Source organism: Tannerella forsythia (assembly GCF_003860135.1).
GTDB lineage: Bacteria > Bacteroidota > Bacteroidia > Bacteroidales > Tannerellaceae > Tannerella > Tannerella forsythia_A.
This window is the reverse complement of the sequence record NZ_RQYN01000016.1, coordinates 23,220-44,546: the sequence shown is the minus strand read 5'-3', so window position 1 is coordinate 44,546 and position 21,327 is coordinate 23,220. Positions and strand designations below refer to the sequence as shown.

Here is a 21,327-nt window from a genome sequence, read left to right as displayed (position 1 = left end):
TGCGCATCAAAGATAGAAAAAAAAACGGTTCGTTCGAACAAATGGCGAGACGAAGATGTGGGAATAAAAGTCAACTCTTCTTCTGCGGCCGTTGCCCCATGGAGATTTTAGACGGATCATTCGCCCCGACCGGCCCCGATTATACCATCGGCTGTTCTTGTTTTACCGTTTGCCTTAAACGCAAACAAGGTCTTACGGAGGTGCCGTAAAACCTTGTTAAGAACCTTTTTGTATGCTGTGACCCCGGAGAGGCTCGAACTCTCGACCCAATGATTAAGAGTCATTTGCTCTACCAACTGAGCTACGGAGTCATACAATGATAAAGTCTTATCTGACTTAGCGAGTGCAAAAGTAGAAGTTATTTTGTTTTCTGCAAACCTTTTTGTCTCTTTTTTTTGAAGAAAAACACCCAATCATCTGTCTTCTAAAAACTTTTTACGTACGAGCAGTCAAACGCTATCTTCGGCATGAAAAGTTTTCATGAGTCGGTTTTTCGCTTCTTTCTTTTTTTCGTATGATCGGAAGCATCCACGCGTGAACTCAGGCCGTATTTGCGACAATATTCGTTAATGATTTCCAGAAAACGATCGCCGTATTTCTGCGTCTTCACTTTTCCGAACCCTTTGATACACATCAATTCCTCAGGTGTTTGAGGACGCATGTTACATAGTTCGATCAATGTTTTCGTAGCGGCTACGAGATAAGCCGGCGCACCCGTTTCTTCGCACAGCTCTTTTCGTAAGGCAGCCAGCAGGCCGAATAATTCCTGATGCTCCGTTTCCGTCTTCAACTCTTTATGGGCTGCCGCATACGCATTGATGGAGCCGGAAGGAGCGGTAAATGTAGCTTTCAGTTCGAAGTAGCGGGCTATGGAAAACCCATCGCATATCCCGCCCATCAGATGCTTTTTATAAGCCAGACGAGTGAGAATCGTCGTGAGGGCATCGTTATAGTCACGTGCCGACGCACGGCTGTCGGTACGGGCGGGCGATTTCTCTCCGTCGGCGATGAGCGACGTCAGATGCGTAACGAAATAATCCGAGGCGGCTCTGATGCGCTCGTTTGTCCGTTGAGTATCGGAAGTGTGAAGAAGGTATTGCAATTGTTTACGGAATGAGGCCGTGACTTGATTCAGTCGGTCGGTCTGATCCATCATCCGGCTGATAAAAGGAAGCGTTTCGTCATTGAAGGCGCTCTTCTCGTTGACGGTTTGTTCGTAAAGTCTGCGCATTTCATAAAGAATATCGTTGAAATTGAAGATATCAAACAATACTTGTTCGTTATAACGTTCTTTAAATACTGTGATTTGCGCTTCCAACTCGCGGGTCGAAGGTTTTTGTTGAACATAGCGGATGATGTGTCTGTCGACCTGCAAAGCCTGGGTGTTGATAGTCGAAGAGAGGACAATGCCTTCGAGCGAGCGACAGCGACTGAGCGCCACATAGACCTGTCCCGGAGCAAACGCGGCCTGCGCATCGATGACGACCCGATCGAACGTAAGTCCCTGACTTTTATGAATCGTAATAGCCCAGGCCAGTCGCAGCGGATATTGCGTATAGCTGCCGAGCTTATGCTCCTCGATCTGGTTCGTCTCTTTGTTGACGGTGTAATGAATATTTTGCCATGTCTCCCGCTTGACCTCGATCGGTTCATCGTCGTGGTCACCATTTACCCGGATATGCTCTTCATCGATATCGATAACGATCCCGATTTTTCCGTTGTAATAGCGGCGTGGCGTTTCCAGATCATTGGCGATGAACATCACGCGTGCTCCTTTCTTTAACGTCAATCGTTCATCGTTCGGAAAACTTTTTTCCGGGAAATCGCCCTGTACTTGCGCATCAAAATGAAAACTTTCATTGTCGATTTTGTCCAATTCTTCGTAATTGATACGGTCTGCCTTGGCATTGTGCGTCGTAAGCGTAATGTAGCCGTCTTCGTTCGAGGGTCGGAAGTCGGGGATGTAGCGGCTGTTAAGCGATCGTTCGCCGGCTTCTGTCAGGCAGTTATTGCGCACTTCGTTCAGCAGAGAGATGAACTGTTCGTTCGTCTGTCGGAAGATACGATCCAGCTCGATGAAAACGGGTGGCTGCTGCTGAACAACCTTGCTCTGAAAGAAATAAGGCCCTTCGTAGAACTGTGAGAGCAGTTGCCATTCTTCGTCCGGCACGACCGGAGAGAGTTGGTACATGTCGCCGATATAAACGACTTGTACGCCGCCGAACGGTTCGTTGGCACGATAACGAAAATGGCGCAACATGGCATCGACCGCATCGAGCAGATCGGCACGTACCATACTGATTTCGTCGATGACGAGTAGTTCCAGTTCTTGCAGTACTTTTCGGCGGACAGTCGTAAGTTTACTTTTCGCAATCAGGTTTTTCCGTCCCTGCGGGATCGGGGCGAACGGAGTGAAGGGCAGTTGAAAGAACGAATGGATTGTGACGCCTCCGGCATTGATCGCCGCAACCCCCGTAGGGGCAATGACGGCCATCTGCTTCTGCGTATGCTCGCGGAGATGCTTCAGGAAAGTAGTCTTGCCTGTCCCGGCCTTGCCGGTCAGAAAGACGGGACAAGCCGTATGCTCGATGAACTCTTCAGCTAAGGCGTAAATGTCGACAGACGGTGTCTGGGTCATTGCTTCCAATCGTATTTCTTCCTGTTGTCAATCCATTCACCAGTCTTTTCACCATCTTTATAAGTACCTTTCAGACGTATTTTGTCCTTTTTTTTACCTTCGGTATACACCTCGGAATAAGGCCCATGCAATTTTCCGTTCCGATAATTCGAATATTTTACATAGTTCCCGATATTACTCATAATATGTTGTTCTTGTTTTCCTTCGAGAACTCCGTCTTTATAAAACATGTCACGAAGTATTTTACCTGTCTGCCATTCATATTTACGATCAATCCCGTCTTCTATGCTCATTTTGTATCCTTTTTCAGATTGTAGGGAACCGTCAACATAGTACGTTTTCCGAATACCGTTCAACTTGCCTTCGGTGTATGGACTTTCTTCTTTTACCTGCTTACTGTCTGAAAAATAGATTTTATAGACTCCAATTTTACGTCCTTCGGAATACGTTCCTTCTTCGACCATTTTATTATACTTGAAACGCTGAAAACCGCCATGATACATGCCGTCTTTAAATTCAGCCAAGATATACTCCGATCGATAACCATCAATAATGCGATGCTTTCCCTCAAGAGGCTTCTTACTCTCGTTGTCTTCGCGAAACAGAAAACGCCCGTCGCCATAATTGAGCACGGTAATTTCTTCTACCTGATAAACTGCTTCCTGAGCCGTAAGCATCGGCAATAAGATATTGCATAGAAATGCGGAAAATAAGATACGTCGTTTCATGATGTTTTTTTATTTAATTTTAATGTTATGATTCATTCATCTTCATTCGTTCATCCGATTGTATTTTTACGTTGCAAAAGTACATAAAAAGCTCAACCTCCTATCTTTGTCAGCATAAAAAACGCCGTATCCCGGCAGTAGGGTTAAAAGCCTGAATTAATTAGCGTTCAGCATACTGTTTTTAACTGTCAGCTTTAACCACAAGTATCACAAGCCTTTGTTGGATATGCGAATGGCGCGAATCAACGCAAATGGAACTTTGTAAATATGTGTCATATCTTGAATTTTGTTTAAGCTAAAACATATCCTGCAATAAGACTACGCTAATCTTGCGAGGCGCAAACCGATATATGACTATCGGTTAATGACGATCTTCTGGCTGTAGACTTCGCCACTTGCAGTACGTACTGTGACCAGATAAATATCGGATGGAATATCTGCGACATCCAGTTTATCGGCATGGTCGGCGGCGCGAAGCAGATATCCTCCGAACGAGTAGAGACTTATCCGGCTGATTTTTTCTGCACATCGAACGACGACCACTCCATCATGCAAACGAATCTCGCACGGAGCGACAGTTCCGATCTTCTCGTTGGCCGACAATCCGGGCTCCCGCAGATAGAGATGAAAGCCATGAGGTTGTAGCAGCACTTCCCGGTTTTTATCAGTCGCTCCAATCTCCAGAAATGCTTCGGTGTCACTGAAAATGTTTTTCCATTTTCCGGTCGTTGGGAACTGTGCCGGGATAGATAAGGGCTTATCGGTGAAATTACCTAACAACAGCAAATCGGCCCCTGCATGTTGCAGTGCGATACGCCGGCCGTTCTCCCAGTCCGACGTCTCGGTATTCATCATCTCTGAGGTGGGTGAAGCAAACAGCCCGGGGTGTTTCTTGCGCAAAGCGAGCAGCTTGGCATATGTGTCGAACAGATTATGACGGTGCGTATCTTCATAATAGTCCCACCGTACCGGCTTACGTCCCGTACGGCCATTTTCCTCGATCGAATAATCGTAGCCCAACTCACCGAATTGCCAAATCATCTTCGGGCCGGGCGTGCACAGCAGAAATGCGGCATTGAGCGCCGCCCGACGTAGTCTCGTCGCCTCGTCGCTCTTGACCGGCGGGATACCCCACGTTTTTGCTTTGTACATCGTGCGCTCTTCGTCGTGACTTTCCTGATACGTCATCAGGCGATGTTCTTTCCAGCCTCGTGAGGTCGCGCTGCCGCCTTTCAGACCGCTTCCGTCTTTGTATCCCATCGCGGATTGGCAATAGGCATGATTCATATTATTCCAAAGCAGCATTCCGTTGTCGGCCAATTCTTTCTCTTCTTTGTTTTCGCAGAAATGTTCGAGGATCGTGTACGCTTTCGGATTGATTTTTTGAATATGCGCATGGTAATCTTTCAGAATCGCAATACGCGACGCGTCATAACGGGAAGCCGTCGACTCGGTCGATTTCGTTTGCGTAAATCCTTTCGTCAGATCGAACCGGAAACCATCGACCCGATAGACCGTCAACCAGTGGCTCAATACCCGTTTAAAGAAATTACGGGTGCCGGAATATTCGTGATTGAAGTCGGAGAACACGTTGTAAGGGTGCGGTGCATCGACGTTGAACCATGGATTGTCCGCGGCCGGCTTCCCGGTCGTACCATCCCAGTAGAGACGTGCGAAAGGATGCGAGAGCGTCGCATGATTAAAGACGACATCAAGGATGACCGACATGCCCCGTGCGTGAGCCTCATCGATGAAGCGTTTGTAGTCGTTGGGGGTACCGTAGGCCTTGTCGGGCGCAAAATAGAACGAGGGATTATACCCCCAACTGTCGTTTCCTTCGAATTCCTGCACAGGCATCAGCTCGATGGCATTCACGCCCATGGCTTTCAGGTAATCCAGTTTGTCGATGGCCGCTGTGATCGTACCTTCTTTCGTGAAATCGCGAATGAGCAACTCATAGACTACCAGCCGGTCGGCAGCCGTCGGTTCGAATTCGCTCGTTTGCCATTGATACAGCTCTGCTCCGGTACGCATCACCGCGACGATGCCTTCCGTCTGCATCGGATAAGGTTTCAGGCCGGGATAGACGGACGCGGGAATGGCACGGTCATTCCACGGATCGAGTATCTTCTCGGCATAAGCATCCGCAATCTTGAATGCATTATCAATAAGATATTGGAACGCATATTCTTCACCTTTCTTCAGTCCCTGGACCGTTCTCCACCAATGATCGCCGTCACGGTACATCTGCCAGTCGTTACTCTTTGTCCAGTTGTTGAAGTCGCCCAAGAGATGCACATGCTGCTTGCCGGGCGCATAGAGCGAAAGCACGACAGAGCCGTCTTCACGATACGTTATTCCGTCTGTTATCCCCTCCGGACGCGGCTTACGTTCGGGTGCAGCAGGAACAAACGCTTGCTCGTTCAGCGTCACAAAGATATCGGTATTGCCTTCTCCTTTTCCTTCCTTCTGCTTGTCACCGCTGCGGAAAACGAAAGCAAGTTTAAGAATCTTCTCGTCCGTCGGCACACCGTAATACGTCCGAATATTGGGTGAAAGGGTCAGTTGCCAGCGGTCGCCACCCAACGAAGTAAGTTTGTATTTTTCCTGATTGTCTCCCCACGAAGGAGCATACTTCCAGTCGCTTCCGCTTGTGCTCTTGTTCGTTATCACACCTGTATGCGCATAAACCGGACCGGCATATCCTTTCAGGCCGCCATTTCCTTTCGATGCGTCGAAAATGATTTTCACCGTTCCGGCCTCCGTCACTATCGCCGGATCGGTCGTCACCTGCGCCATCGCTACGAACGATGTCAGGAGAAGTAAGAATAAAGAAATAGACCGTTTCATCATATAAAAATTAATGGGTTCTAAAGTGTTATCAATAGGACAAAAATACAATTTTTTTCTCCGGTTCTCTACGGATGATGATACGGCTCACCGCGGAGAATCGTCATTGCTCGATAAAGTTGTTCGACAAATATCGGACGAATCATTTGATGCGAAAATGTCATCTTACTAAGCGATAAACGCTCGGATGCCATCTGATACACCTCATCGCTGAAACCATACGGTCCGCCGATGATAAAAACAAGACGCCTCGATACGATTTGTATTTTCTTTTCTAAATAAGCTGCAAACTCCATGGATGTGTATTCTTTTCCTTGTTCGTCCAACAACACGCACCAATCACCTGCTTGCAATGCTTTTCGTATTAAAACACCTTCCTGGGCTTTTTGTTCAGCTTTCGTCAGATTTTTTGTATTTTTTATATCCGGGAGCACTTGCAATTCAAAGGGGATATAATGCTGCAAGCGCCGCTGATACTCTGTTAGAGCATCTTTCCAATAGGAAGCATCCGTTTTACCGACTGTTAGAAGTATAATATTCATCTGATTCTAATTTGACCGAGTAAAGATAAGACATATTTTTTACTGTAGAGCCATAAAAAGAACAGTTAATTGCAATTTGTTGATAAAAAGTGATCTAAATTTATTTTGGGAGCGTTTTTTTCATTTTTAACGCCCGACTTTGAAAATAATAGATACTTTTGTAATTAAGAATATTAAAGTAAGGAGGAAACAGCAATGAGAAAATTGATTTTTATATTCGTATGCGCTCTCTCTGTTTTGAGTATGCAAGCTGTAGACATTACGCTGGTATCTAATGCGTTTAAGAATGGTGATGCCACAATGTTAGCTAATAATATGAACTCGGAAGTAGATATTGCAGTCCCGAATGTTGCGCAAAAAGGTAGCGCGGCTGACGCAACGGCCGTTCTTACTCAGTTCTTTCAATCCAATAAACCGTCGGGATTTACCGTCGCGCATCATGCCGATAAAAACGACAGCGGGTTTATAGTCGGGAAATTGCAGACATCGACGAAAGAATTTCGTGTAAATATTACGTATATAGTGAAAGAGGGTAAACCGCTCATTCATTCGATACGTATCGAATGAGTGCAGAAGATGGTGTCCCTTCATGACAGGATTATTCAAATGAAAAGTATAGACCAACTGATTGACGAACTGATTACGCTCGCCTTCGCCGAAGACATCGGCGATGGCGACCATACGACCTTATGTTGCATCCCGTCGACCGAGATGGGGAAGAGCCGGCTGATTATCAAAGAACCCGGCGTGTTGGCCGGTGTAGATATGGCGCAACGTATTTTCAGGCATTTCGACCCCGATATGCGAATGGAGGTTTTTATTTGCGACGGGGCCGAGGTGAATGAGGGAGACATCGCGTTTACGGTCGAAGGTAAGGTGCAGTCTCTTCTGCAAACGGAGCGACTGGTACTGAACGTGATGCAACGTATGAGCGGCATCGCAACGACGACACGCCGATACGTGAAAGCCCTCGAAGGAACAAAGACACGGGTGCTGGATACGCGTAAAACAACACCGGGCATGCGCATGCTTGAAAAGGAGGCGGTACGCATCGGCGGGGGAGTCAATCATCGCATCGGGCTGTTCGATATGATTCTGCTGAAAGATAATCATGTCGATTTCGCCGGAGGAATTGAGCAGGCCATTACACGGGCACAAAACTATTTGAAAGAAAAAGGAAAACAACTCAAGATCGAGATCGAAGTCCGCAATTTCAAAGAGCTGGATGAAGTGATGAAAGTCGGGGGAGTAGACCGCATCATGCTCGATAATTTCAGTCCGTCGGATGCCCGTGAGGCTGTACAGCGTATCGGAGGGCGTTATGAGACGGAATCATCGGGTGGGATTACGTTCGATACGCTACGCGATTATGCCGAATGTGGAGTCGACTATATCTCGGTAGGAGCTCTGACTCATTCGGTCAAAAGTCTTGACATGAGTCTTAAAGCCTTGTAGATAGGGGGGGACGGAATGTGATATGCGAAAATATTTTCTTCTCTTTTTCTGCTGGGGGCTATGTCTTTCAGCTGTTTTTTCACAGGCGCAAAGTTTAAAGGGAACGATTTCCGACGCTGAGGGACGACCAGTCTCGTACGCAACAATTTATATTCGTGAGGCTGCATTAGGCATTGTCGCCAATGAGCAAGGTGAGTTTGTGTCGCATCTGGAACAAGGACGTTATGTCGGGGAATTTTCGGCTCTCGGATATGAGAAACAAGTCCTTCCGTTTACGATTTCCGACTCCGAAACGACCTTGCAAATAACGTTGCAGCAGAAAGCGTATTCGCTGCGCGAAGTCGTTGTCGATGGGAGAGGGGAAGATCCCGCATACGCCATTATGCGCAAGGCGATTGCGCATGCTCCTTTTTATCGTTTTCAGGTTAAAGCCTATCAGGCGGATGTCTATATTAAAGGAACGCTCAAAACGGGCAAGCTGCCGTCTTTGGGTTCTGTCCTTATCGGGGATCAGAAGACCAAGATAAAGAACCTTTCGAACAAACTCTTTCTGATGGAGTCGCAAAATGAGGTGAAATTCAAAGCACCGAACACCTACGACCAGAAAGTCGTCGCATTGTCCTCGTCTATTCCTGCCGAGTTCGACGATGAAAAAATGGCGATGAATGTCGTGACCAGCAACGTGTACGATCCCGAACTGTTCGGCGTAACCTCACCATTGGCACCCGGAGCCTTCTCGTACTACAAATTTGTTCTGGAAGGCGTCACAACCGAAGGGAGTCGGGTGATCAACAAAATCAGGGTCATACCGAAGAAGAACAATACACAGTTGGTGAACGGATGGCTTTATATTTTGGACGGTACATGGAATCTGCAACATATTGATTTCACCGTTCGTCAGATGGGAGTAAATTTTCGTAATCATGTGTCGTTTCATGAAGTCAAACCCGATGTGTGGTTGCCCACGGCCTATGATATGAGTTTGAAGATCAATATGCTCGGCATAAAGGCCGAAGGGAAATACTATTCTTCGGTTCAATACCGGCAGGTCGATGTGAATGAGAAACAAGCGCACGCTGCCCAACCCATGCTTCCTGTACAGTCAGCGTTACTCGCAACGAAGCGAGCGACGAAGAAACAGTTGAAAGCCCGTAAAAAACTCGAAGAGTTGGCCGCCAAGGAAGAACTAACTACCCGCGACGCATACAGAATGGCGCAATTGATGCAGGACGCAGCCGAGACACCCGAAATCAAAGAAAAAAGAAAGAGTCTTCAACTTCAATCGTGGGACTCAACGGTTCGCATTACACGCGATTCGCTGATCTTGCTGCGCGATACCAACTATTGGAAGAAGATACGTACGCAACCGTTGCAGACAGACGAAATCCTCAGCTACCGATGGAAGGACAGTCTGAAAAATGAAATTCGGAAAGAAACCCAAAGCGATTCGCTGAAAGGACGAACGTTCGGGAAATGGATGTCGGCATTGTTGATGGGTGAAAAAATCAAGCTGGGCAAACACGCAAGGGTCGGATACGGCGGTCTGCTTCGGGCAGTACCGGAATACAATTTTGTTGACGGCTTTTGGATCGGACAGCGCCTTACTTTCGAGATGGATTTTACGCGAAAAAAGCCGAAGGGCCCTTCGGGCGAAGTCGTCATCTCGTCCTCTTCGGATGATCTCCCTCTCCATAGATCATTCACTTTCTCTCCGGAGATTTATTACACAACAGCTCGTAAGCCCCTTGTTTGGCAAGTGAATGCAGCGTTTCGTTACGATCCCATACGGCATGGAGAACTTGAGCTTTCGGGCGGAGATATCACGGAAGATTATGCGGGAAAGAATGGTACGAACCGCTTGATTAATTCCTTTGCGTCGTTGTTGTTCGCCGCGAATAAGGCCAAGCTGTATCGGATGCGGTTTGCCGACGTTACGCATCGTATCGATGTGGCGAACGGACTGCGCCTGTCGGCGACGATGCATTACGAACAGCGATCAACCCTTGAGAACCATACATCGTATCGTATCTTCGGAAAGGCTCGGCATTCCAATCTCCCTCACGGATACGCTTCGGTTCCGATGCCTAATCATACGGCATGGATCGCCGGCATACAGTTGCGATATACGCCACGTTATTATTATCGGATTCAAGAGGGGCGGAAGATCTACGCGTACTCCAACTATCCGACTTTTAGCTTCCATTATCGGCAAGCTATTCCGTTCGGAGACAGACAAAATGCTTCGTTTACGATGCTCTCGGCCAGTGTGATGCAGACCGTCAAACTGAATCTTTTCAATCGATTCTTTTATGGAGTCGATGCCGGTATTTTTCCGTCAGCGAAGAGACTCTATTTGCCCGATTTTAAGCATTTCATCACGAGTGAACTGCATGTTACCGATCGCCCGATGCAAACGGCTTTCAACTTGATCGATCATTATCGTTATGCGGCGAATGACAAATGGTTGCAGGGACATCTGATGTTCTCTTCCGATTATTTGCTGCTTAAGCATATACGCTTTATGCAAAACTATCTTTTTGATGAAGCGTTACACGTACATTCGCTCTGGATTCCGGGGCGAAACTACAGCGAGGCAGGGTACTCCGTGGGCTTTTCGGGGCTTGGGCGGATCGGAGTTTTTGCCGGATTTAATAACGGACGTTACGATGCTATCGGCCTCACCGTCAGTTTTCCTCCGCTGCAATGGTTGAAGTCGGACGGGCGTTAAGTTTCTCGCCTAACTTTTCCCTCAGTTAACCGATAGGTTTGATGACTTTCGGGACAGATAGCCAGTCCCTCGGCATCGAAGTCGAGACGATGACCGTATTCGCTCACCCAGCCCGTCTGACGTGCCGGATTGCCTACTAACAGCCCATACGGAGGTACATCTTTCGTCACTACGGCTCCTGCACCGATGAGCGCATAGGTACCGATGACGCACCCGCATACCACGGTCGCATTCGCCCCGATGGACGCACCCTTTTCTACACGTGTCGGTAGGAATTCATGCTTGCGCGAGACGGCGCTACGCGGATTAATGACGTTCGTAAACACGCAGCTCGGCCCCAGAAAAACGTCGTCTTCGCACGTCACGCCGGTATAGACCGATACGTTATTCTGCACCTTCACCCCATTGCCCAGACATACTCCCGGCGAGATGACGACGTTTTGCCCGATCGTGCAGTCACGGCCGATGGTGCAGCCGGTCATGATATGCGAAAAGTGCCAGATTTTCGTTCCCTGTCCGATGCTGCATCCCGCATCGATAACGGCTGTTTCATGTGCCTGATATTCCATGTGCTGAAAGTGAAAGATGACTTATTTGTAGAGCGCGAAAACGGTCGGCTTTTTGTTCAGGTCGGGCGTGTTTTTGCCCCATTCTTTTACAGGTTTGGTGCGTATCATTTCGTCTTCGCACGAGAGGTTCGAAGCCACGCACAGCCGGGTCGACGGCCTGCATGTGCGCACCAGCTCGTCCAGCAGCTTGCCGTTTCGGTAAGGCGTTTCGATAAAGAGTTGCGTCTGATCTTCGGAATAGATACGCGCTTCCAATGCTTTGATCCGCGCGGTGCGTTGCGCCGCATCGATGGGCAGGTAGCCGTGAAAGGCGAAGCTTTGTCCGTTGAATCCGGCCCCCATGATCGTCAGCAGAATAGAAGAAGGTCCAACGAGGGGAACGACTTTATACCCTTTGCGCTGCGCGATGGCTACGATATCAGCACCGGGGTCGGCCACGGCCGGACAGCCTGCTTCGGAGATGATCCCGACCGACTCACCCGTAGCCAGCGGTGTCAGGTAGTCTGCGACCATGTGGGGCGACGTGTGCTTGTTCAGCTCGTAGAAATGCAACTCGTCGATCACCAGCGACGGTTCCGTCTTCTTCAGAAACCGGCGTGCCGTGCGTATATTTTCCACCACAAAATGGCGGATACCAAGAATCACTTCGCGATTATACGCCGGTAATACCTTGTGATGTTCCGTTTCGCCCAGCGTGACCGGGATCAGATAAAGAGCTGCTTTCATGTTTTGTTCAACCATTCTTTACGAAGCACAAAAGTACATAAAAAAACGGATTCCGGTATCGCGAACCCACTGTCAGCCTTTTTCAGGACAGGATACTAATGACAATACAATTTTAATGCGTCACCCCTGTCTATTTCCACAGACCTCTGTTTCTTGAACAATGATATGGAAACCGAAAAGAACCGAGTGATTGGCGTTTTTTTCGTCTTGCGTTGTTGAGGGCTCGGCTGATTTCGTTTTTGTCCGGTGAAAAAATAGCGTGTATCTTTGTCCTGAATTTCATTTGAAGAAAAGATAGAACCAATGAAAATTTATACGAAAGGAGGCGACAAGGGACGTACGGGGATTCACGGCGGCCAGCGGGTAGATAAGGATGATATCCGTATCGAGGCGAACGGCTGTCTCGACGAACTGAATGTGTGGATCGGGATGTTACGCACACGGTTGCCGGAAGCGCATGAATGGCAGGCGACGCTCTACGAGGTACAGCGGATACTGATGGTAGTCATGTCGCATGTGGCAACCCCCTCGGCGATACGGGATCAGAACCCGAATGTCTTGCCTGACACGATGGTCACGTTGTGCGAAGAGCAGATCGACCGGATGACGGAAGCGATGGGTGAAAACAGTTTCTTTATCCTGCCGGGCGGTACGGAGGTAGCTTCCTTGTGTCATGTGGCGCGTACGGCCGCCCGACGTGCCGAACGTCGTCTGTGTACGCTTCATAAAGCCGATGCATTGCCTCCTTTGGTGATGGCTTTTGTCAACCGGCTGTCCGATCTGTTTTTTGTCATGGCACGTTATGAATTGCACACATGCGGACGTGGTGAGGAACGCTGGCAGGCCTTCCAATATAAGCGGAAAAGCATTAAATAATTAAGAATATACGAATTACAAAACAAATAATGGAAATAAAGAATCATGCTCGAATCATCGTGATCGGTATCGGACCGGGCTCAGCCGGCGATATAACGTCGGCGGCGGTTGATGCACTGCGTCGTTGCGATGTCGTTGTTGGCTATCATGGCTATTTTCAATATATCAAGCCGTATTTGCCGGAAGGAGTTCCGTGTGTGGACAGCGGCATGAAACGTGAGAAAGAACGTGCCGAGAAGGCGTTCGACCTTGCCGAAGAAGGCAAAACCGTTTGCGTGATCAGTTCCGGCGATGCGGGTATTTACGGTATGGCACCGTTAGTACACGAAATGAAACATCAGCGACGTAGCGAGGTGGCTGTCGAAGTGATACCCGGAGTGAGCGCTTTCCAGAAGGCGGCCGCGTTGCTCGGTTCGCCTGTAGGACATGACTTTTGTGTCATCTCCCTGTCTGACCTCATGACGCCTTGGGCGCTGATCGAACGGCGTATCGTTGCGGCGGCAGAAGCCGATTTCGTTACGGCTGTTTATAATCCTAAAAGTGAGGGACGCTACTGGCAACTCTATCGTCTGAAGGAATTATTTCTGCAAAGTCGTTCGCCGCAGACACCTGTCGGGTTTGTACGTCAGGCCGGACGCGACGGTGAAGAGGTGGTCGTTACCACCTTGCAGGACTTTGATCCGGAGCAGACGGATATGTTTACCGTCGTGCTGATCGGTAACTCGCAGTCGTTCGTCAGCGACCGGACATTTATTACGCCGCGCGGTTATTATCGTGAAGAAGAGCGTGAGGAAGGTGTCGGCATCGGTCAGGAGATTATGATGGAAAGCTTCCGCACCATCGAAGGAGAATTAAAACGGAAAGATATTGCGTTGGATCGCAAATGGGCTTTGCTGCATGCCATTCATACGACGGCCGATTTTGATATGGAGCGTGTCTTGTGGATGGATGAGGGGGCCGTCGCAACGCTTTATGAGACCTTGAGTTCGGGGCGTGTAAAAACGATTGTCACAGATGTTACGATGGTTGCGTCGGGCATCCGAAAAGGTGCTTTGCAGCGTCTCGGCATCGAGGTGAAGTGTTATTTGAACGACGAACGTACCGCAGCGCTTGCTGCCGATAAGCATATTACCCGCACACAGGCCGGTATACGGCTGGCCGTAGAGGAGCATCCCGATGCGCTGTTCGTCTTTGGCAATGCTCCGACGGCGCTGATGGAGCTATGCTCGCTAATCCGTAAGCACAAGGCACATCCGTGCGGCATCGTTGCCGCGCCGGTAGGGTTTGTGCATGTATGTGAAAGCAAACAGATGGTCAAGCCGTTTGTCGGAATACCGAAAATTATCATTGAAGGCCGAAAGGGAGGCAGTAATGTTGCGGCAACACTTGTCAATGCGGTGCTTTGTTTTAACGATGCGGAGCAGCTTCGTCCCGGGCGCGACGTGTGAAAATAATGAGTGCGATGCGTAAATTTTATGTGATCGGAATCAGTGACGAGCGCCGGCTGCACTTCCCTGCCGAGGTGGAACGGATCATTGCTTCAGGACAGGTGTTTTCGGGTGGACGACGTCATCGCGAAATCGTACGGACGATGTTGCCCGATGAGGCGAGATGGATCGATATTACCGTCCCTCTCGATGATGTCTTTGCCCAGTATGAAGAGCATTCGGAGATCGTTGTTTTTGCGTCGGGCGATCCGCTGTTTTTCGGTTTTGCGAATACCCTGCAACGCGTATTCCCCGATGCGCAGACAGTAACCTTCCCTTCTTTTAACTCGCTGCAGATGCTGGCACATCGGTTGGAGATGCCTTATAATGAGATGTCGGTCGTGTCGTTGACCGGTCGTCCGTGGGATGATTTTGATGCTGCTCTTATTGAGGGGAGGCCGCTTATCGGTGTATTGACCGATCGTGAGAAGACACCTCCGGTCATTGCCGAGCGGATGCTTGAATACGGTTACGACAATTACCGCATAGCCATCGGCGAGCGGCTGGGTAACGAAGCCGACGAGCGTGTCCATACGATGCAGCCGGCCGAGGTCGTAAACGGTACCTTTGCTGCTCCCAACTGTTTGATCCTGTCGCGCACAGCCGTTCGTTCGCGTCCGTTCGGCGTGTCGGAAAAAGCGTTTTTCCTGCTCGACGGTCGGGTAAATATGATTACCAAAATGCCCATCCGGTTACTGACATTGAGCATGCTTGACCTGCGTCACCGCAACTCGTTTTGGGACATCGGTTTCTGTACGGGTTCGGTATCGGTCGAGGCCAAACTGCAATTTCCTCACCTCCGTATTACGGCTTTCGAGAAACGTCCCGAAGGGGTTGGGATACTGTCTGATAACTGTCGCAAATTCGGAACGCCGGGTATCACGGCTGTCACCGGTGATTTTATGGAGGTTGAATTGCACGAATATCCTGCTCCCGACGCTGTCTTCATCGGAGGTCATGGTGGGCGACTTATCGACATTTTGAAAAAAGTGGATACGTGCCTGCCGTCGGGCTGCCCCATCGTCTTCAACTCCGTGAGTGCCGCTAGTTGCGAAATGTTTAAGGAAGGAATCCGCGCCATCGGTCGTAACGTGACCGAAACGATCCGTATGACGGTCGACGCGCATAGTCCCATAGAAATAATCAAAGCAGAATGAAAGAAAATGTAGCTATTATCCTTGTTTCGGAGGCAGGCCTTCCGCTGGCTCAGACGATCCGGCGAGAGTTAGGATCATCCTCCGCTATTTATACGATGCACACGTTGGAAGGATGTGAGAACATCTCCTCTTATAACGGGTTCATGTCCGATCGTTTCCATGACTTTGGCGCGTTTGTGTTTATCGGTGCGCTGGGTATTTGTGTCCGCAGTATGGCGATATGTCTGAAAAATAAATATACCGATCCGGCTGTGGTTTGTACCGACAGTGCCGGCCGTTTCGTCGTATCCGTACTGTCGGGACATATCGGCGGCGCCAACGACTGGACGCGGCGCATCGCGGCCATCACCGGTGGCGAGGCCGTGATTACGACGCAAAGTGACAGAGCCGATCTCTGGGCGCTCGATACGCTCGGTCGTACCTACGGATGGAGAACGGCAGCGTCACCGGCCGAGATGAACCGCATGATTGCGCTTTTCGTAGGTGGACGGCGTACGGCTCTGTTGCTCGAGATCAAAGACCGCGGCACGGAGTTTCTGGAGCGCACGCTGCCGGAGCATGTCGATGTTTTCTACACTTATCATGATATACGTCCGCGGGAGTACGAGCTGATTATTGCGGTCAGCCCGTTTATTTATAAGAGCGAGACGCCGATACTTTATTTCCGTCCACGCGTGCTCCATATAGGAGTCGGATGTCGCAGGAACAGTTGTCCCGACGGGGTAGCCGCCTATATGGAGAAGGTGATGGAAGAACATGGACTTTCTCCGCTTGCGATTCGTTCCGTGTCGACGATCACGCTGAAGAAAGACGAACCCCTGTTCGCTGCGTTGGCAGAAGCGTGGGAGGCAGAGACAAATATCTATGAAGCGGCCGATTTGCAGGACATCGAAGTGCCGAACCCGTCGCAGAAAGTGTTTGAAACGACCGGCGTCTATGGGGTTTCGGAAGCGACCTCACAGAAGGCGGCGAAGGGAGCTACCCTTGTCTTGGAGAAACAGAAAGGTATGCTGAATGCGGAGAGTGATTTCACGTTTGCCGTTGCGATGGATGCGGACAGTTTGCGTGGCGGTTTTATCGAAATCGTAGGAGCAGGCCCCGGAGATCCCGAGCTGATCTCGGTACGCGGCAAACGCATGCTCGAAAAGGCTGACCTGATTTTGTACGCGGGCAGTCTGGTGCCGCGCGAACTGACGCTTTATGCCAAACCCGGCGCGACGGTACGCAGCTCGGCCGATATGACCCTTGAGGAACAGTTTGCCCTGATGAAGGAATTCTACGACCGGGGGCTTTTCGTTGTGCGTCTGCATACGGGCGATCCGTGTATCTATGGCGCTATTCAGGAGCAGATGGCTTTCTTCGACCGTTACGGAATGCGTTATCATATCACACCCGGCATTTCGTCGTTTCAGGCTGCGGCCGCGGCCTTGCAATCGCAGTTCACGATCCCCGAAAAGGTGCAGACGATTATTTTGACGCGCGGTCAGGGACGTACGCCTATGCCCGAAAAAGAAAAGCTGCACCTCCTTGCCCGGTCGCAAAGCACCATGTGTATCTATCTCAGTGCGGCCATCGTCGATGAAGTGCAGGCTGAACTATTGCGTGCGTATCCGCCTGAAACGCCTGTTGCTGCCTGTTACAAACTGACATGGAAAGACGAGCGGATTTATCGCGGACAACTTAAAGACCTCGCGCGAATCGTCAAAGAAAATCACCTTACGCTCACGACGCTGCTCGTTGTCGGCGAGGCGATCGATAACCGTAGCGGATTGTCACATCTCTATTCGTCCGATTTCAAACATATCTTCCGACCATGATTCTGATACTGGGCGGTACGACCGAAGGACGAAAAGCAGTTTCTACGGTCGATGAGACGGGACAGCCGTATTACTATTCGACGAAAGAATCGAGTCAAAAGATTGATTGCAAGAATGGTATACGTCTGACCGGAGCGATGGATACCGACACGATGACGTCGTTCTGTCGTGAGAAAGGCATACGCCTTATCGTCGATGCCGCTCATCCTTTTGCCGAATTGTTGCATCAGACCGTTGCGCAGGTGGCCGATCGTCTATCCTTGCCGGTCGTACGTTATGAACGGATTTATCCGCCGCGCAACAGCGAAGTCGTGTGGTGTGACAGTTATGCCGATGCCGTACGAAGGCTCGAAAACGATGGAATTACGTTCTTGTTGGCGTTGACGGGCGTGCAAACCATTACGAAACTGAAAGCTTACTGGCAGAAATATCATTGCGTCTTTCGTGTGTTGGATCAGCCAAGTTCGCTTGAGCTTGCCGAACGACAAGGGGTGGACAGAGAGAATATCGTATTCTATCGTCCGGGAGAGGAAGAAGCGCTGCTTTATCGGGTAAAGCCTCAAGCCGTTTTGACAAAAGAGAGCGGTGAATCGGGGGGCTTCTCGGAGAAGCTTGCGGCAGTGAAGAAAATGAATATTCCGATTTACGCCGTCAAACGTCCGGTATTGCCTTCGACTTTTATTGTGGTAATCGGATATTTCGGGTTACGCAAACAGATCGAGCGTTTCGTCCCGGGATTTTTTTCGTTGCGTAGCGGATATACTACCGGATCGTGTGCGACGGCTGCCGCGAAAGCGGCACTCCTTGCATTACTCAACGGATCGTCACAGAAGAACGTCACGTTTACGCTGCCCGACGACGAAGAGATGACCTTGCCTGTAGCCGAAACGTTGATCGAAAAAGATGCGGCAACGGCAACTGTAGTGAAAGATTCGGGCGATGACCCTGACGTGACGAACGGCTGCAAAATCTGCGTGACGGTCGCGTTAAGCGAAGAGCCGGGTATCCGCTTTTTGCAGGGCGAAGGCGTGGGGAAAGTCACGCTGCCCGGCCTTGGACTTGAGGTGGGCGGACCGGCTATCAACCGTACTCCGCGACAGATGATCATGCATGAGTTGTCTTCGTTGTATGACGGCGGACTCGATGTGACGATCTCCGTGCCCGGTGGTGAAGCGCTTGCGGCACGGACGTTCAACCCGAAGCTCGGAGTCGTCGGAGGGATTTCGATTATCGGAACATCGGGGGTGGTGATGCCTTTTTCGTCGGAGGCTTTTGTCGAGGCGATCCGTCGCGAAATCGAGGTATGTCGTGCGCTCAGTCCCGATCGGCTGGTCATCAATTCGGGGGGGAAGAGCGAGCGGTTTATTAAAAAAGAATATCCCGGGCTGCCTGATCAGGCGTTTGTGCATTACGGGAACTTTATCGGTGAGACACTGAAGATCGCGGCTGATCTGCGTATTCCGAACGTGACGATGGGGATCATGATCGGGAAGGCCGTTAAGCTGGCGGAGGGATTTTTGGATACGCACAGTAAAAAGACCGTGATGAACAAAGATTTTCTGGAGGAAGTGGCCGGCAAGTCGGGATGTACGCCGCAGGCGTCTGACGTCATTCGTTCAATGGTGCTTGCGCGCGAACTATGGACGCAGCTTTCCGTTTCGGACAAAGACTGTCTTTTCCCTGCTCTCCTGCGACTGTGCCTCCATCATTGCATGGCCTTGTTACCTGATACTCATCTTACCATTCTGCTGATTGACGAGGATGGGAATATTCCATACCGGTTGGATTCATCTCATTCTTCATGAGCTGACCGTACCGTGAAGCTGAAGGTGGTTCCCCGGCCTTCGATGCTTTTGACGGTAAGCGTTCCGCCGTTTCGCTCGACGAAGCTCTTGCAGACCATCAGCCCAAGGCCGCTTCCTGTCTCACCCCACGTGCCCGGAGTAGATTGTTCACGGTCGAGTTTGAAGAGATGAGGAATTTTATCGGAAGAGATACCGACGCCGTTGTCTTTCACCGAGACATGTATCTCATGATCTTTCTTTGTAAGGCGAACTTCTATTTTCCCTCCTTGGTTCGTAAACTTAATGGCGTTGGAGAGCAGATTGCGGAAGACGGTGGCAACCATGTTGCGGTCGCCGTTAACGAGGCATGCTTCCGCAAAATCTGTTGTCACTGTAATATCTTTATTTGTAAACGCGATTTGTAATAGTTCGATTTCACTTTTCAACGTGGTCTCCAATTCGAATACGGAAGGATTGTACGGAAGACGTCCGGTTTGTACGCGTGCCCAGTCGAGCAGGTTATAAAGCAGCTCGACCTGCGAGTCGGCCGATTTGAGGAGCATCTCGTAGTACTCGGCGAGTGAATCTTCGTCGAGCAGATGGCCGTTGTTGACCAGTCCCTGCAAAGCATTGCGCTGAGCAACAGCCGGGTTTTTAAGGTCGTGCGAGATGATGGAAAAGAATTTGTCTTTTGTCGCATTCATTTCGTAGAGTTCGCGATTACGACGGCGTTGCAGCCTGATAAAGAAGTACGACAAGACAAGCAGCATAATGAGAATGGAGGCGACGATGATGGACGAGATGAGAATCACACGGCGATTGGCTTTCACCTTCTCGTGCTGCAGGTTCAAGCGATTGATCTCGAATTCGCTTTTCCGCCGCTCGTATCGGATGCTGTTTTGAGCCACTTCCTGTTCGTTGCGTTGCTTGGAGATACTGTCACGATATTGAAGGCATAAGGCTTGCTGTTCAAACGCTTTCTTGTAGTTCCCTTGCTGCCGGTAATACTCGGCCAGACAGTAATACACTTCTTCCAGATGCCCGAACGAACGTAATCTCAGCGCTTCCTGTTCCGTTTCTTCGAGTAAAGTATAAGCCTTGGGCAGATCGTGCTTGAGTAGATAAATCCATGCCATCGATAGACTTGCCTTCAGACGGTTCCACGTGTCGTACCGGCTGTCGTTAAGCAGCTCGTAAGCCTTCTGATGATGGGCAAGCGCCGCGTCGATGCTGTCGTAGTGCATCATAAGCTGTCCGAGGCGGTTGTGGCAGATACCTATCCCCAACCGCGAGCCGGCCTGTATATCGTATTCGAGCGCTTTGTGATACATCACGTAAGCCGAGTCGAACATGTTGCGGTGTTCGTAAAGGTTGCCGAGCGTCGAGTAGTTTTTAGCCATTCCGAGGATGTTGCCCAACTCCTTGTCCAACGCCAGCGCACGACGGAAAAGTGCTTCCGCCTCCTCTCTATTGTTCAGATATTTGTATATGTTTCCGAGATTGTTGTAAATGTACGAACGCAACTCTTTACCTTTCTTCGTGTTGCGGAGCGAGTATTGTTCGGCCATATTGAGCGCCGCGTAGAGCTGGTCCGAAGCTTCGAACATGGTGCCCATGCGTCGGTAACATGTTCCCACGTTATGGAGGATATTGATATGTAGCGCCGTATCTCCCGTATGCTCCGAAGCTCGAATGCCGTGGCGGTAATTCGCGATGGCCGACGTATATTCTTGTTGGTGATGGAGTGCTCGTGCCGAAGTATAGTAGGCCATGGCTACGGCCGTACTGTCGCCGAGCCGTCGGAAGCCGGCAAGGGTGTTCGCCAGAGAGTCGGGATGATCCAAATGGCGTGTTTTAAGTGCGTTCTCCAGTGAGTCTTTCCGTGTTTCAAGTGTTTCCCAGTGCTCTCTGACCGATTCGTTTCGTGTGCAACCGAGACAACCGAGCCCTATCACGATCATAATAATATG

General features: G+C 49.9%; 16 protein-coding genes and 1 tRNA gene. 9 read left to right on the top strand and 8 right to left on the bottom strand.

Features of this window, described 5'->3' with window-relative positions:
* The first annotated feature begins 41 nt into the window (after window positions 1-41).
* Window positions 42-209 (top strand): hypothetical protein, encoded by a 168-nt coding sequence (locus EII41_RS14120; protein WP_185711844.1) that lies wholly within the window; start codon window positions 42-44, stop codon window positions 207-209.
* 29 nt (window positions 210-238) lie between these two features.
* On the opposite strand, the gene EII41_RS05920 is transcribed toward EII41_RS14120, so the two are convergent.
* The 5 genes from EII41_RS05920 to rlmH all read right to left on the bottom strand — a co-directional run bounded on the left by EII41_RS05920 (window position 239) and on the right by rlmH (window position 6,758).
* A tRNA-Lys gene (locus tag EII41_RS05920) sits at window positions 239-311 on the bottom strand.
* Window positions 312-478: 167 nt separating this feature from the next.
* A complete protein-coding gene (locus EII41_RS05915) occupies window positions 479-2,638 on the bottom strand; it encodes an HRDC domain-containing protein (RefSeq protein ID WP_124789831.1) in 2,160 nt (719 codons plus the stop codon).
* Window positions 2,635-3,366, bottom strand: coding sequence for a toxin-antitoxin system YwqK family antitoxin (locus tag EII41_RS05910; protein WP_124789824.1), 732 nt, complete (start codon window positions 3,364-3,366; stop codon window positions 2,635-2,637). Before EII41_RS05910 ends, EII41_RS05915 begins: the two co-directional genes overlap by 4 nt.
* A gap of 354 nt (window positions 3,367-3,720) precedes the next feature.
* Window positions 3,721-6,219, bottom strand: coding sequence for an alpha-amylase family glycosyl hydrolase (locus EII41_RS05905; RefSeq protein ID WP_124789823.1), 2,499 nt, complete (start codon window positions 6,217-6,219; stop codon window positions 3,721-3,723).
* Window positions 6,220-6,284: 65 nt separating this feature from the next.
* A complete protein-coding gene (gene rlmH, locus EII41_RS05900; protein ID WP_124789822.1) occupies window positions 6,285-6,758 on the bottom strand; it encodes a 23S rRNA (pseudouridine(1915)-N(3))-methyltransferase RlmH in 474 nt (157 codons plus the stop codon).
* 195 nt (window positions 6,759-6,953) lie between these two features.
* Here rlmH and EII41_RS05895 point away from each other — a divergent pair, with 195 nt between their 5' ends.
* From EII41_RS05895 to EII41_RS05885, 3 genes are read left to right on the top strand one after another with little or no spacing between them, the layout of a single operon-like run.
* Window positions 6,954-7,325, top strand: a complete 372-nt coding sequence (locus tag EII41_RS05895; RefSeq protein ID WP_124789821.1) for a DUF4783 domain-containing protein — start codon at window positions 6,954-6,956, stop codon at window positions 7,323-7,325.
* Window positions 7,326-7,364: 39 nt separating this feature from the next.
* Complete coding sequence (gene nadC, locus EII41_RS05890) at window positions 7,365-8,213, top strand: carboxylating nicotinate-nucleotide diphosphorylase (RefSeq protein ID WP_185711843.1); 849 nt, start codon at window positions 7,365-7,367, stop codon at window positions 8,211-8,213.
* Between the two features lie 22 nt (window positions 8,214-8,235).
* Window positions 8,236-10,941 carry a DUF5686 and carboxypeptidase regulatory-like domain-containing protein gene (locus EII41_RS05885; protein WP_124789820.1) on the top strand — a complete coding sequence of 902 codons (2,706 nt, stop codon included), beginning with the start codon at window positions 8,236-8,238 and terminating at the stop codon, window positions 10,939-10,941.
* On the opposite strand, the gene EII41_RS05880 is transcribed toward EII41_RS05885, so the two are convergent.
* Both EII41_RS05880 and EII41_RS05875 read right to left on the bottom strand, forming a co-directional pair.
* The gene (locus tag EII41_RS05880) at window positions 10,938-11,510 is read right to left on the bottom strand and encodes an acyltransferase (RefSeq protein WP_124789819.1); all 573 of its coding nucleotides are present in this window, start codon (window positions 11,508-11,510) and stop codon (window positions 10,938-10,940) included. The two genes, EII41_RS05885 and EII41_RS05880, sit on opposite strands and share 4 nt — an antisense overlap.
* Window positions 11,511-11,531: 21 nt before the next feature.
* Entirely contained in the window at window positions 11,532-12,236 is a 705-nt protein-coding gene (locus EII41_RS05875) for an SAM-dependent methyltransferase (protein WP_124789818.1), read from the bottom strand.
* A 303-nt stretch (window positions 12,237-12,539) separates the two neighbouring features.
* On the opposite strand from EII41_RS05875, the gene EII41_RS05870 reads away from it, so the two are divergent.
* Genes EII41_RS05870 through cbiD form a run of 5 tightly spaced genes read left to right on the top strand, consistent with a single transcriptional unit; the run spans window position 12,540 to window position 19,378 of the window.
* Window positions 12,540-13,112, top strand: coding sequence for a cob(I)yrinic acid a,c-diamide adenosyltransferase (locus tag EII41_RS05870; RefSeq protein ID WP_124789817.1), 573 nt, complete (start codon window positions 12,540-12,542; stop codon window positions 13,110-13,112).
* Between the two features lie 29 nt (window positions 13,113-13,141).
* Window positions 13,142-14,560: a precorrin-3B C(17)-methyltransferase gene (cobJ, locus tag EII41_RS05865; RefSeq protein WP_124789816.1), complete on the top strand. Its 1,419-nt coding sequence runs from the start codon at window positions 13,142-13,144 to the stop codon at window positions 14,558-14,560.
* A gap of 14 nt (window positions 14,561-14,574) precedes the next feature.
* Window positions 14,575-15,756, top strand: a complete 1,182-nt coding sequence (cbiE, locus tag EII41_RS05860; RefSeq protein WP_124789815.1) for a precorrin-6y C5,15-methyltransferase (decarboxylating) subunit CbiE — start codon at window positions 14,575-14,577, stop codon at window positions 15,754-15,756.
* Window positions 15,753-17,573, top strand: a complete 1,821-nt coding sequence (cobM, locus tag EII41_RS05855; protein WP_124789814.1) for a precorrin-4 C(11)-methyltransferase — start codon at window positions 15,753-15,755, stop codon at window positions 17,571-17,573. The genes cbiE and cobM overlap by 4 nt, the downstream gene beginning before the upstream one ends.
* Window positions 17,570-19,378: a cobalt-precorrin-5B (C(1))-methyltransferase CbiD gene (cbiD, locus tag EII41_RS05850; protein ID WP_124789813.1), complete on the top strand. Its 1,809-nt coding sequence runs from the start codon at window positions 17,570-17,572 to the stop codon at window positions 19,376-19,378. Before cobM ends, cbiD begins: the two co-directional genes overlap by 4 nt.
* On the opposite strand, the gene EII41_RS05845 is transcribed toward cbiD, so the two are convergent.
* A complete protein-coding gene (locus EII41_RS05845; protein WP_185711842.1) occupies window positions 19,366-21,318 on the bottom strand; it encodes an ATP-binding protein in 1,953 nt (650 codons plus the stop codon). The two genes, cbiD and EII41_RS05845, sit on opposite strands and share 13 nt — an antisense overlap.
* Window positions 21,319-21,327: the final 9 nt, after the last annotated feature.

Coding starts and splice junctions, on each gene's coding strand:
- EII41_RS14120 (WP_185711844.1), top strand. CDS start 42: ATGGCGAGACGAAGATGTGGGAATAAAAGTCAACTCTTCTTCTGCGGC.
- EII41_RS05915 (WP_124789831.1), bottom strand. CDS start 2,638: ATGACCCAGACACCGTCTGTCGACATTTACGCCTTAGCTGAAGAGTTC.
- EII41_RS05910 (WP_124789824.1), bottom strand. CDS start 3,366: ATGAAACGACGTATCTTATTTTCCGCATTTCTATGCAATATCTTATTG.
- EII41_RS05905 (WP_124789823.1), bottom strand. CDS start 6,219: ATGATGAAACGGTCTATTTCTTTATTCTTACTTCTCCTGACATCGTTC.
- rlmH (WP_124789822.1), bottom strand. CDS start 6,758: ATGAATATTATACTTCTAACAGTCGGTAAAACGGATGCTTCCTATTGG.
- EII41_RS05895 (WP_124789821.1), top strand. CDS start 6,954: ATGAGAAAATTGATTTTTATATTCGTATGCGCTCTCTCTGTTTTGAGT.
- nadC (WP_185711843.1), top strand. CDS start 7,365: ATGAAAAGTATAGACCAACTGATTGACGAACTGATTACGCTCGCCTTC.
- EII41_RS05885 (WP_124789820.1), top strand. CDS start 8,236: ATGCGAAAATATTTTCTTCTCTTTTTCTGCTGGGGGCTATGTCTTTCA.
- EII41_RS05880 (WP_124789819.1), bottom strand. CDS start 11,510: ATGGAATATCAGGCACATGAAACAGCCGTTATCGATGCGGGATGCAGC.
- EII41_RS05875 (WP_124789818.1), bottom strand. CDS start 12,236: ATGAAAGCAGCTCTTTATCTGATCCCGGTCACGCTGGGCGAAACGGAA.
- EII41_RS05870 (WP_124789817.1), top strand. CDS start 12,540: ATGAAAATTTATACGAAAGGAGGCGACAAGGGACGTACGGGGATTCAC.
- cobJ (WP_124789816.1), top strand. CDS start 13,142: ATGGAAATAAAGAATCATGCTCGAATCATCGTGATCGGTATCGGACCG.
- cbiE (WP_124789815.1), top strand. CDS start 14,575: ATGCGTAAATTTTATGTGATCGGAATCAGTGACGAGCGCCGGCTGCAC.
- cobM (WP_124789814.1), top strand. CDS start 15,753: ATGAAAGAAAATGTAGCTATTATCCTTGTTTCGGAGGCAGGCCTTCCG.
- cbiD (WP_124789813.1), top strand. CDS start 17,570: ATGATTCTGATACTGGGCGGTACGACCGAAGGACGAAAAGCAGTTTCT.
- EII41_RS05845 (WP_185711842.1), bottom strand. CDS start 21,318: ATGATCGTGATAGGGCTCGGTTGTCTCGGTTGCACACGAAACGAATCG.